We start from the raw sequence: 12,781 nt of genomic DNA on the forward strand, positions 1-12,781 counted from the left end.
TTTAAACCAACCTAGAGAACTTTAAGCGGAGTATTTGTAATGGGTGAACGAATTCCGACTCGGATTATTGATTATGCAGATAATTGTCGTAACTGCGGTATGTGCCGTATCGACTATCTGGGCACAGGGCGTTGTCATGCGGCTGAAGAACATGTGAACTTCGGCCATCATCCTCACGGGCGTTTAAAGATTTTCCGCGCTTTACAGTCTGGCGAACTTCCGCTTACCACGGAAACCCAAAAAGTGATTGATAGCTGCACCTTGTGCGGCGCCTGCAACATTCAGTGTTATTTCCAAATCGAAATGGCCCCAATGGACGTGTTCGAAACCAAACGCAAAGTGTTTGCTGAGCGTGCGGAAAACGAAGAAATCGTTAAGTGGGCAAGCGATGATGTTTTAGACGAATTAATCGCCGTTGTGGGAGATGATTGGGCTTTTAACGACCCAACGATTCTGGCAGCGTACACCACCTTTGGTTCACTGAACCATGTGGAAAATGTGCCTATGTATGTGGCCTTGCCAAAAGATGCGCAAGAAACCGCAGAAATCATCAAGATTGCTAATAAGCACAAAATCAAATTCTTACCTATCTCTTCGGGAACCAACAGCACCAATATCATGCAAGACAAGATCATTATGATCGACATGGGGCGCATGAAGCATTTAGAGGTGAACAAGCAAGAAGAGTGGGCTGAAGTCGGCGCCGGTATTATGGCCTTCGACTTACAAAAAGCCTGTATGGCAGAAGGCATGCGTTTCTCTATCGGTGAATCTGCCGCTGGCGTGTGTGGCAACCAAGTGTCCACCGGTATTCACTCCTTCTTCGGCTACAAAAAAGGCATGATGGCAGATCATTACATTGAGGCAGAATTTGTCACAATGGATGGTCAAGTCGTCACCCAAACTTCTGACGAAGCACCGGGAATGCCAACCAAGCCAAGCGACTATTATCAGCCGAGCTTGCCGTGTATCTGTACCAAATTAAGGCTGAAGATTTATCCGGTTCAGGAAGATGAAACCATCATCTTCATTCCGTTCCGTGAAATGGACGAAGCCCTTGATGTGACCCGTGAACTTGCCGAGCATGAAATTGGCGCAGGCATGGGATTATTGGGCATTGAAGTGCTTTCCGAATTCTTAAGTATTACTGAAGAAGATGCCGAAAACTTTCTGGATGTCGCCCAGTATTATTTGAAGATTAACTACGCCACCTTGATGATGTTAACGCAATCAGAATTGGCGAAGTTCGAAGAGCTGTTCCCCGACTTAACTTATGTTAAGAAAGATGAAATGCAGCGTATGATCAAAGGGATTCCTGCCATCACCGGCCCAGAAGCCATGGCAATTGTGGAAGACGTGATGGACGACGACAAGCCATACGATGACTTGTTTGGTCCCAAGTTTGACTACTTCCTGCAAAACATCGAATTGAGCACCGATGAAATCGAAACTTTGTTCGAGCACATCGACAGCAACCAGCTAAAACGTACGCTCAATCAACATTATTTCGACCCAGAGTACAACGACCCAGAATACTGGTTTAATTATCGTATGTTCTCGCCGCGCTTCTTACGTAAGCATTGGTTCTTCTCCATCATGTATTTCGTTGATGGTGATAAACCCGAATTAATTGAGCAAATTTGCGAGAAAAACGCCGAGTTTGGTGAGCAATACGACATCGAGCATCACTTCTGTTACATCATGCCGATGGACGGCGGTAAACGCTTCTTCTTGGAGTACGAATACTTTGCCAACCAACGTGATGAAGATCAGATGAATCGCTTAAGAAAGATCTTCTTCTTGTTGTCGAATGAGTCGCGTCGTATGACCACCAACGAAACGAAAGGTGTTTATCCGGTAATGAACACTTTGTTTAACGGGTTGAATAAGCGCCAATACTACTTGTACAGCAACTTCGACGAAGAGAAGTAAGCATGGAGATTTTTGATCTACGTAGCGCACTTCGCTTCTTGGAAACGCAAGGGGATGTGCCCTTGCGTCACACCGAAAGTATGAACTGCCATCTTGAGGTGGCAGCGCATTACGCGCGAGATATTGCTGGCGTACCCGCGTCTAACCAAACCCGCGATGAAGCCATGGTGATGTACGAAAACTGCCAAGGTCATACTATGCCAGTGTTAATGGGGTTATTTGGTTCGCGCAAGCGCAATCAGCTCATGCTAACGGGCAAAAATGAAAGCTATCACGGCACGGTATTCAAAGGCTTAGGTCATCGTATTGCACCGGAGAAAATCGATTCGCCAGTGTGTCAGGAAGTGGTGATTAACACCCACATCGACTTGCTGAAAAACCTACCAATTTTAACACTGACAGAACAATGCGCAGGGCCTTACATCACCTTAGGTTTGGTGCTCGCACGGGACCCAGAATCCGGCGCGTTTAACGCTTCTGTTCACCGTTTTTGCATTCATAGCAAAGACGAAATGACCATTTCCATCTTTCCGGGGCACCACTTGGGTGATTGGTTTGAAGCGGCGCAAAAACGTGGTGAAACCCTGCCTATCTCTATTAATTTAGGCTTAGATCCCGCCATTTATTTTGCCTCGTGCTTAACCGAACCGATTGTGAAAAAAGGTGAAAGTGAGCTGGATATTGCTGGAGGTATGCGTGGCAAAGCCGTGCGTATTTCCGATTGTGTAAGCGTGAAAACCGAATGTTTAAGCGATGCAGAAATTGTCATCGAGGCTGAAATTACCAGCCAAATGGTAGCGGAAAATGCATTGGATTCCAGCAAAGGCTCTATGCCCGAATTTGTGGGCTACCAAGGCCGCGTGAATCCCAATGTGCCGGTGCCGATTGTTAAGGTGAAAGCGATTACCCACCGCGAAAACCCGATTTATCAGTCGTTAATTGGGCCGGGGTTAGAGCAATCAGAATTACAAGCTATTGCCCCAGAAATTGCTGCCAAAGGCTTTATTAAACAGCATTTCGATTTTGAGGTGGTAGATAGCCACTTTAATACTGCTGGTGGCGGGGTGTTGACCTCCGTTTTACAAGTACGCAAAACCAAAGATGAAGACGACTTAGCCGTGGTTGAAGCGGCGAAAAAGGTGTTGTCGTTAGCTCCGCCGTTTAAGCATATGTATATCGTTGATGAAGATGTGAACCCGCATTCACCGGAAGACGTAATTTGGGCCATGACCACGCGTTTCACCGCAGACACCGATGTGCATACCATGGTGAATGAAAAACCATTCCCAATGGACCCATCGCAGTCGCCTGAGTATCGACGCGACACTGCAAACCCAAACTTTGGTGTAAAAGCGGTGTTTGATTTAACCGTGCCGTTTCGCATGCAAAAACAATTTGCTCGACCTTTTGTTAAACCTGTTTTAGGCAGTGGCTTTTCACAAGGAGAGACAAAAGGAGCGACAACCAAATGAAGATCCTCGTTCCATTAAAACAAGTGGATGATCCGGGTAACACCGAAATCAACGGCCAATACAACTTCCTTACCGCCGAAGCAGGTATGAGCAAAATCATTAATCCGTTTTGCCATGTTGCCCTAGAAGAAGCGGTGCGCCTTAAAGAAAAAGGCATTGCCAGCGAAGTGGTGTTGTTGTGCTTCTGTGAGAAAGACCCAGAGAAAACGCTGCGTAAAGCCTTAGCGGGCGGTGCGGATCGTGCCATCGACGTACGCGTGCCATCAGAAAAGCAACTCTCGCCATTAAGTCTTGCCAAGTTGATGCAAAAAGTAGTGGAAAAAGAGCAACCTGATTTAGTGCTAGTGGGCAAGCAAGCGGTGGATTATGACAACAATCAAACCGGGCAAATGTTGGCAGCGTTACTGGGTTGGAACCAAGCCAATAGTGTGTCGCGTTTAAGTGTTGAAGGCTCGCGAATAGAAGTGGATTGTGAAGCTGATGATGGCGAAGTGTCGGTGTGTTTCACCTTGCCTGCGGTGCTCACTGTGGATTTGTGCTTAAACGAGCAGCGCGCTGCCAGTTTAGCGCATGTGATGAAAGCGCGATCTAAGCCAATTGAAAAGCTCAACGTCAACGATTTACTGGCTACGCAAATGTTGTATTCAGGGGTGAGTTATCTCGACACTTTAGTGCCGAAAAACGAAACCACGCTCACGTTGCTTAATTCGGTTGATGCGTTAGCCGCAGAGATAAGACGTCATTTAGTGAGCTAGTTGGCATTAATGCGCGTCTTACCTAAGTCATAGGATGAATTTATGTCCGTATTAGTTATTGCAGAACACGATAATCATAGTGTTAAGCCAGAGTTTTCAAAAGTATTGAATGCTGCATGGCAATTGTGTCAAAGCCCTGAAATGCAAGTGCCGGGGCAGGAATGCGGTATTGATATTTTGTTGCTAGGAAGCGTTAGTGAGTCTTTGCTAGAAAGCTTAGCGTTTAACGCCAATATCAACAAAATCTGGGTAGTAGAAGGCATTTCCCATGTATATCAAGCCCTAACACACCTTGGCCGTTGTTTAGCGGGATTGGTGCAAGAACACGGACATTATACGCATCTCGTTTGTGCCACAACACCCATCAGCAAAGCGCTAATGCCGAATATTGCCGCGCATTTAGATGTAGACCAAATCAGTAATGTCAGCGCGATTGAAAGTGCCGATACCTTTGTACGACCAATTTACGCCGGTCGTTTGCTGAACCGTGTTCAAAGCCAAGACAACATCAAATTGTTGTCCGTTGTTGCCTCCTCGTTTGATGCGCTGCCAGAAGCGAAGCGCTCAGAACGCGCGGAGGTGACTCACGTTGCGCTACCTGAACCCAGTGAATCTTTGCAAGGTGAAATCCTTAACATCACACAAACCGAATCTGAAAGGCCGCCGCTGCAATCTGCAAAAGTAGTGGTGTCGGTGGGACGTGGTTTAGTGAAGTCAAAAGATGACATCCAACGAGCCGAGCAATTAGCCGATTCATTAGGCGCAGCCATTGGCGCAACGCGTGCGGTTGTGGATGCTGGCTGGATGCCAAATGACAAACAAGTTGGGCAAACCGCAAAAATAGTATCGCCAGATTTATACATTGCGCTTGGGGTTTCGGGCGCCGCCCAGCATCTTGCTGGCATGAAAAATTCGAAAGTCATTGTTGCCGTCAATAAAGATGAAAACGCGCCCATTTTTAAAGTGGCGCATTATGGTCTGATTGCGGACCTCGTTGAAGTGATGCCGGCGCTTCAGGCACAACTAAGCGATGAATCAAGCTAGCACCAATCAGTGCATTAGCGTCAATTATAAGAGTATTCGGGGTGAGTTTTATGAATCAATACGCCTTATCTCAAGACAGCAATAACCTGGCAACAGTTTTCATGTTTTCAGGACAAGGGAGCCATTACTATCACATGGCATCCGATTTATTTGAACAGCACCGTTTTTTCCGCAAAACCTTATTCGAATTAGATGAAATCGCGCACAGCGTGAATGGAAAATCGGTACTGCGAGAAATCTACAGCCGTGAAAAAACCGCTAAGGATTGGTTCGATGCGACCGTATATACACACCCGGCTATCGTGATGGTGGAATATGCTTTGGCGAAAACGCTAATGCAAGAAGGCGTGATCCCCGATTATGTGTTGAGCACCAGCATGGGCAGTTTTGCGGCTTTGGCGGTGAGCGGTGCGTTTAGCATTGAACAAGCGCTTACGGCGTCAATTAAACAAGCAGAAGCTTTAGAACATTCTGGTTTAGGCGTGATGATGGCCATCGTTGAAGATATTCAGCTATTTCACGACACACCAGAACTGCATGAAAACAGTTTTCTAGGGGGGGTGAATTTTGATAATCATTTTGTTGTCACCAGCACTAGCCAAAATGTGGACGCACTGGAAGCTTTTTTACATAAAAAATATAAATATCAACTGCTTAATATCACCACGCCGTTTCATTCGCCGTTAATTGACCCCTCTGAACCTTTGTTCAAAAGCTATTTGCAAGACACGAATTGGGCGATGAGCAAGCGTCAAGCGGATATTCCGATGATTTGCTGTATTGATGGTGATGTTAAAACGGAATTTGATATGGCTTACACGTGGGATGCGGTTCGTCAGCCCATTATGTTCCAAAAAGCCATTCAGAATTTTAACCCTCAAGGCCACTTTCGTTATGTCGATGTTGGGCCATCCGGCACGTTAGCTGCCTTTATTAAATACAATGTTTCCCGCGATTCGGCCCCTCAAATTCTGCCCATTCTTGGGCCGCGTGGTAGTAATGAAAAACGGTTGCAGGCCGCTATCGACGGCTACTTCCAAAGAGGTTAGTGTTCATGCAAGAAGAATTAATTCAAGCCTTGTCTGACGACGAGCATGACTGGTTAGAATCGCTGGCCTATATCAAACATGAGTTTGGTCCTGATGGCGTGAAGTATATCTTGTCGCGCACACAAGAATTCGCTTTGGATATGAACTTGGATATGGCGAGCAGCATGTTCCGTTCGCGCTACCTAAACACCATTCCACAAAGTGAGCAGCCGGAGTATCCCGGTGACATGGATATGGAAAAGCGTATCGAAAACCTAATCCGCTGGAATGCGCTAGCTATGGTGTTACAAGGTGTTGATTCTGGCGATGGTTTAGGTGGTCATATTGCCACTTATGCGTCGGCAGCAACCCTATTTGAAGTGGGTTTCAACCATGTATTTAAAGGCGCGAGTGAAAACAGAGAAGCCGACATCGTTATGCCGCAGCCACATGCCGCACCCGGATTTTACGCCAGAGCTTATATTGAAGGCCGGTTGTCGGAGCAACAGCTTAAGAACTTTCGTCGAGAACTAGGCGAAGGTGGTGGTTTGTGTTCGTACCCGCATCCGCGTTCAATGCCGGATTTTTGGGAAGTACCGAATGCCTCAATGGGGCTTTCTGTGCCTTCGGTTATTTATCAGGCACGCTTCTCGAAATACCTCGAAAACCGTGGTTTGAAAAGCAAAACTAGCGGAAAAATTTGGTGCTTTATTGGCGATGGTGAGTCCGATGAACCAGAAGTGATTGGTTCATTGAATATCGCCGCGCGCGAAAAACTCGACAATCTTGTGCTAGTGGTGAATTGTAATCTGCAACGTTTAGATGGCCCCGTGCGCGGCAATGGCAAGATAATCAAAGAGCTAGAACGCAGTTTTGCTGGGGCCAACTGGAATATTCTAAAAGTGATCTGGGGCGGTAGCTGGGATGCGCTACTGGCGAAAGACATTCATGGTGAATTGCGTCGTCGTATGGACGAATGCGTTGATGGCGATTACCAAATGTATTCCATCAAAGATGGCAAAGCCCAGCGTGAACATTGGGTGGGTAACAACCAAGAATTGCAGCGTATCATGGAAGAATTATCCGACGATGAGATAAAAGCTATTAAGCGCGGTGGGCAAGATCCAGAGAAAATTTACGCCGCTTTTGCCCAAGCGGAAGCATACAGCGAAGGCCCAACGGTGATCTTAGTCAAAACCGTGAAAGGCGAAGCGTTGGGGCAATCCATTCAAGGTCGAAACACCGCACACCAAAAGAAAACCTTCTCGCCGGAAGAGCGGATTCAACTTGCCAAAGATTACGGTATTCCGCTTTCTGATGAAGAGGCTGCCAAAGCCGTGTTTTATCGACCACCGGAAAGCAGCCCTGAAATGCAATATTTACGCGCGCAAAGAGAAAAACTCGGTGGCTATTTGCCTCAACGTAAAGTTGAACCGATCAATATCAAAGCGCCGGATTACGCACTGTTTGAATCTATTTTCAAAGGCAGTGGTGACAGAGAAGTCTCGACCACCACAGCCATGGTGCGCATTATCAGTTTGCTGTGTAAAGACAAAGACCTCGGCAAACTTACCGTGCCGATTGTGCCAGACGAAGCGCGTACCTTTGGAATGGATGGCCTGTTCAAACAAATGGGCATTTATTCCAGCGAAGGCCAAAATTACCAGCCTGTGGATGCCGATACCTTATTGCCTTATACCGAAGCCAAAGACGGCCAAATTCTGCAAGAAGGCATTTGTGAGGCGGGCGCGATGGCGTCCTTTATGGCGGCGGGAACGTCTTATGCGGTGCATGGCATTCCAACCATTCCGTTTTATATCTTCTATTCTATGTTTGGTTTTCAACGTGTCGGCGACATGATTTGGGCCTGTGCCGATATGATGGCAAAAGGCTTTCTGTTAGGCGGCACGGCAGGGCGAACAACGTTAAATGGCGAAGGTTTACAGCATCAAGATGGACACTCATTGGTACTGGCCAGCACCGTGCCTTGTATTAAAAGCTACGATCCGGCCTTTGGTTATGAATTAGCGATTATTGTGCGCGAAGGCATTCGCCGCATGTACGAAAACCAAGAGAACATCTTCTATTACCTGATGGTATACAACCAGAACTACGTGATGCCAGCGCTGGAAAACATTGCTGACTACGAACAAGGTGTTTTAAAGGGCGGTTATTGCCTTGAAAAGGCCAGTACGAAAAGCAGTAACGGTAGCAAGGCCAACAAGAGTAAAAGCATCAACCTATTGGCTAGTGGTGCCATTATGCAAGAGGCGCTATTGGCGAAATCTTATCTGACAGAGTTAGGTTATGCCGTGAATATTTTCAGCATCACCAGCTTTATTGAATTAGAGCGCGAAGCACAAGACTGCTTGCGCGACAACCGTTTGCATCCAACGAAAACGCAAAAAATACCTTACGTTGCTCAAATGCTAAGTGAAAACGAGGGGGTGTTTTTGGCCGTTACCGACTATGTGAAATCCCTTGCCAACAGTATAGCCCGTTGGGTGCCGGGACCATACGAAGTGTTAGGCACTGACGGCTTTGGCTTAAGTGAAGCCAGAGACACGCTACGCGCACATTATGAGGTGGATCAGCATCATATTGTGCATGGTGCGCTGTCGTTATTGCTACGAGAAGGCCGAATTTCACAAGCAGCGTTCAAAAAACATAGTCAAGGCGTTGTCGTAGATACTCAAAAAACCAACCCGCGATTTCGATAAGAGGACAAAAGCGTGGATCATAAAATCATTAAAATGCCCTCATTAGGCGAAGATGTATCGCACGGCGCAGTGGTCGATATCCGCGTAACCCTTGGTGGCAAGGTGAAGTCGGGCGATATTTTGCTAGAAGTGGAAACCGACAAAGTAGTGGTAGAAGTACCTGCCGATACTGATGGCGAGGTTATCGATATTTTGGTTTCCGAAGGCGATAAGGTGTCGCAAGGTGTGGAAATCCTTCACTTAAAAGCGCATGTCGAAAACCCTGCGCCTGAAGCAGATAAAGCACCTGCCGTAGAAGCAGCGCCAGCAGTGAAAACGGAAACCGATGACGTTGAAGCGAAAAAGCCACTTCAACAAGATAAAAGCGCTGTGGCGCCACCTGTTGCCGAGGTAGCCAATACTGGCAGTGTTGCAGACAACCATCGTCGTGCTGAAAGTGACGTATCGGAAAGTGTAGAATCTGGGCCGCTTAAAGCGGGACCGAGTGTACGCAGGATGTCGCGTGAGTTGGGTGTCGACTTATCGCATGTGGAAGGTTCTGGCACGCGCAATAGCATCCAAAAAGCAGACGTAAAAGACTATGTGCGCAGTGTTATGCAGTTACAGAGCGCACAAATACAAGGGCAAAGCGGTGTGATTCAAGCCAACAATGCAGGTGCGGCAAGACACGTAAAACCGATGCCAGATTTAGACGCGTTTGGCCCCGTTACGCGGGTAGCAACCACTGGCATGCAAACCGCTACCGCAGAAAATATGGTGCATAGTTGGTCCACCATTCCTCATGCTTGGTTGCAAGAACGCATTGACATTACCGACCTTGAAAAGTCGCGCAAAAAGTTTGTATCTAAAGTGAAATCCGCAGGCGGCAGCTTCACCATTACTGTTTTATTAGCGAAAGCCATTGCCAAAGTGATGAAGGAAATTCCCATTTTCAATGCGGCGTATGATGAGATCAATGGAGAGATCATTTATCGTGATTACTTCGATATTGGGGTCGCCATCGACACGGAAAAAGGCTTGGTTGTGCCAACATTGCGAGAGGTGGATAAAAAGTCACTGACAGAAATTGCGGTGGAATTTACCGAACTAACCATGCGTACCAAACGCCGTAAAATTACGGCCAAAGACTTAAGCGGCGCGGGGTTCACCTTATCGAATTTGAAAGGCATGAGTGTGTCGGGCATCTTCCCCATCATTAATTGGCCGCAAACCGGTATTTTAGGGGTGGCCGATACCGAATGGGTGCCTGTATTGGAAGGCGACCCTGAAAATGGCAAGTTTGTCCCTCGTTTGATAATGCCAGTGACGATTGGCTTTGATCACCGAGTGATTAATGGCGGCGACGCAGCGCGTTTCTTAAAAATCTTAAAAGAAACCTTGCAAGACCCAATGGCAATGCTGATTTAATCCCGATTTGTTGAATACCCTTTCGTGGATGCTCCACAGCCGCTTTTCTGCGGCTGTGAATTTACTGGCTACAAACTATAACGAGCGTTCACTTGAATACTGCGCTTTTCATGCGTAAAAATACACACTTGTCAGAAATGTAAATGAGTAACTCAACGATGACCGAAGCGATTCATCTTGTGGTGTTAGTAGCGGCTATTTTAGGAACAGGTTTGGTTGCAGGGATGTTTTATGCCTTCTCGACTTTCATCATGCGTGGTTTGAGCGAATTGCCTGCCGTTGAAGGCATGCGAGCGATGCAGTCCATTAATGTAACCGTGCTTAACCGTTGGTTTATGTCGGTATTTATGGGGACGTTTGGCTTATGCTTAGCGCTTATTTTTATCTTCTCGGTAGATTACCGAGGAATACGCTCTTTGTTAGTGATTGCTGGAGCGGTTATTTATGTTATTTGGTGTTTTTTAGTCACAGGTACACGTAATGTGCCGCGCAATAATTTATTGTCGACTACATCAGCGGAATCTTCTCAAGCCAATGCCGTTTGGCAGACCTACTTAACAGAGTGGACTTACTATAATCATATTCGCACAGGCGCAGCGCTAGCATCGTGTTTAAGCTTTATTTGTGGTGCGCTATTAGAAGCCGCTGCGTGGACTTAATTAGCCTTGTTATTTAAGCGTATTTGCTCCTACCTTTAGCCAACTAAAAAGCGTTGATCTTCCTAGGGTTTATTCCTTTTTAGATGGCTGACCTGTCGTGTTAAAAACTGACCCTCAGTACAGGTCAAATTCCTTTCTCGAAGTGTTTTAATTTTACCGAACTTGTTTGAATGACCTGTTGTAAAAACAGGCATTTTTTAACGCCAACCTCTGCCTGCTAAAAGCGAAGATGATGTAAGTAGGCTCAGTCAAAGTAGGACATGAATGTGATTAACCTAAGAACAATGCAAGTCGTGATCGTTGCCGCGATGGCTTCGTGGGGAATAATGGACGGTATTGGAAATCTAATTGTTTATGATACATGGGTCAAAATTGTGGCGTATGTACTGACCTTAGAAGACACCATGGTCAATGGGATGCCGCATCCTCGTGCGATTCATAATCCTGTGTTGCCACACATTGGCTATGCCTTCATTTATTTATCAAAATTAGTCGGCGGTGTGTTTTGCGTTCTAGGCGCTATCAAAATGTGGAAGTCTCGCCGTGATGTTGCAGAGGTGTTTAACGCAGCAAAAGAAAAATTCTATATGGGAATTGGTTTCTTCCTATTTATGTTGATTTTTGGCTTCGTCACCTTAAAAGGCGGCATGTTCAACACCGGCGAAATGCCAAGCGACTTTACGCTAATGGTATTCGATTTCGTCACCCTATTCCTCGCTATGTGCGGCGCAGCAACGATTTTCGTATCCATACCAACGAATGCACCGGAAACACGCTAGTTAAATAGTCGTTGTGAGTTGAAGTGAGTTAATTGCAATTATTAATCGGAGAATCCTTGTGAAAGATTCAAAATTTGTAAAGTCCATGCTGATTATTTCTGGCCTACTGTTGATTTTTATTGGCGCATCTTACCTGTTTACGCCTATCGAGTTTTACGCCTCTGCTAACCAAACCGACATTTCTGGTCAGGTAAATTTATTAAGTGAAATTCGTGCTGCGGGTGGCGGTTTATTACTGGGGGGAATTTTGGTTGCTGTTGGGGCTTTTAAAAGCCACTTTGCATACACCGCAACCGTTATTTCTATCATGATTTGGATGGGCTGGGGATTAGCGCGTATTGTTGGTTTCGCAGCAGATGGCATGCCAAACGAAGGTTTAGTGATTGCCACGATTTGCGAAATCTTAATTGGCATTTGGGGCATTATCGCCATCAAAAAATACGCGGTAACGCCAGCAAGTATTTAAGTTGAAAGTGACGTTTCGTTATACATTGCCCTAGTGGGTACCGGCACGCCTGGTGTCGGTTTTTTTATTTGTGTCCATAGATAGCGCTGTGTGGTTGTCGGGTGTAAATCGGTCATTTCTCAAAAGACCAATTCAATGGCATTATGATAGTGTCTTGTTAAAACATAAATGGAATGAATATGATTTTCTCAACAACTGACACAATACCCGGTGAAGAAATAGCAACTATCTGTGGCGTCGTTTCTGGCAATGTTGTGCAAAGTAAACATATTGGTCGCGATTTCATGGCTGGGCTAAAGAGCCTAGTGGGGGGAGAAATTCGTGGTTACACCGAAATGTTAACAGACGCGCGCAACATTGCCATCCAACGTATGGTGGCGGATGCGAACGAAAAAGGTGCAGATGCCATTGTTGGCATTCGTTTCACCACCAGTGCCATTATGGATGGCTCCTCAGAGATTCTGGTATTTGGGACAGCGGTAAAGCTTGCACCAAGATAGCCGTTAGCATTGCGCCGAC

Annotated in this window: 11 protein-coding genes; all 11 read left to right on the forward strand. The window is 46.3% G+C overall.

Annotated elements, in window-relative coordinates:
- Positions 1-39: 39 nt before the first annotated feature.
- The 11 genes from HJG39_RS13730 (at position 40) to HJG39_RS13780 (ending at position 12,762) form a co-directional block, all read left to right on the forward strand.
- A complete protein-coding gene (locus HJG39_RS13730) occupies positions 40-1,932 on the forward strand; it encodes an FAD-binding oxidoreductase (RefSeq protein WP_268409918.1) in 1,893 nt (630 codons plus the stop codon).
- Positions 1,933-1,934: 2 nt separating this feature from the next.
- Positions 1,935-3,404, forward strand: a complete 1,470-nt coding sequence (locus tag HJG39_RS13735) for a UbiD family decarboxylase (protein WP_268409919.1) — start codon at positions 1,935-1,937, stop codon at positions 3,402-3,404.
- Entirely contained in the window at positions 3,401-4,159 is a 759-nt protein-coding gene (locus tag HJG39_RS13740) for an electron transfer flavoprotein subunit beta/FixA family protein (protein ID WP_268409920.1), read from the forward strand. Before HJG39_RS13735 ends, HJG39_RS13740 begins: the two co-directional genes overlap by 4 nt.
- Before the next feature lie 42 nt (positions 4,160-4,201).
- Positions 4,202-5,203 carry an electron transfer flavoprotein subunit alpha/FixB family protein gene (locus HJG39_RS13745; protein ID WP_268409921.1) on the forward strand — a complete coding sequence of 334 codons (1,002 nt, stop codon included), beginning with the start codon at positions 4,202-4,204 and terminating at the stop codon, positions 5,201-5,203.
- 50 nt (positions 5,204-5,253) lie between these two features.
- Positions 5,254-6,252: an acyltransferase domain-containing protein gene (locus HJG39_RS13750; RefSeq protein WP_268409923.1), complete on the forward strand. Its 999-nt coding sequence runs from the start codon at positions 5,254-5,256 to the stop codon at positions 6,250-6,252.
- 5 nt (positions 6,253-6,257) lie between these two features.
- Entirely contained in the window at positions 6,258-8,951 is a 2,694-nt protein-coding gene (gene aceE / locus HJG39_RS13755; RefSeq protein WP_268409924.1) for a pyruvate dehydrogenase (acetyl-transferring), homodimeric type, read from the forward strand.
- Positions 8,952-8,963: 12 nt separating this feature from the next.
- Entirely contained in the window at positions 8,964-10,358 is a 1,395-nt protein-coding gene (locus HJG39_RS13760) for a dihydrolipoamide acetyltransferase family protein (protein WP_268409925.1), read from the forward strand.
- Positions 10,359-10,501: 143 nt separating this feature from the next.
- Positions 10,502-11,017 carry an anthrone oxygenase family protein gene (locus HJG39_RS13765; protein ID WP_268409926.1) on the forward strand — a complete coding sequence of 172 codons (516 nt, stop codon included), beginning with the start codon at positions 10,502-10,504 and terminating at the stop codon, positions 11,015-11,017.
- A gap of 266 nt (positions 11,018-11,283) precedes the next feature.
- Entirely contained in the window at positions 11,284-11,796 is a 513-nt protein-coding gene (locus HJG39_RS13770; protein WP_268409928.1) for a DUF2165 family protein, read from the forward strand.
- A 58-nt stretch (positions 11,797-11,854) separates the two neighbouring features.
- Entirely contained in the window at positions 11,855-12,262 is a 408-nt protein-coding gene (locus HJG39_RS13775; RefSeq protein ID WP_268409929.1) for a DUF4345 domain-containing protein, read from the forward strand.
- Between the two features lie 179 nt (positions 12,263-12,441).
- Positions 12,442-12,762 carry a heavy metal-binding domain-containing protein gene (locus HJG39_RS13780; RefSeq protein ID WP_268409930.1) on the forward strand — a complete coding sequence of 107 codons (321 nt, stop codon included), beginning with the start codon at positions 12,442-12,444 and terminating at the stop codon, positions 12,760-12,762.
- Positions 12,763-12,781: the final 19 nt, after the last annotated feature.

This window comes from Alteromonas sp. a30 (assembly GCF_026788005.1).
GTDB lineage: Bacteria > Pseudomonadota > Gammaproteobacteria > Enterobacterales > Alteromonadaceae > Paraneptunicella.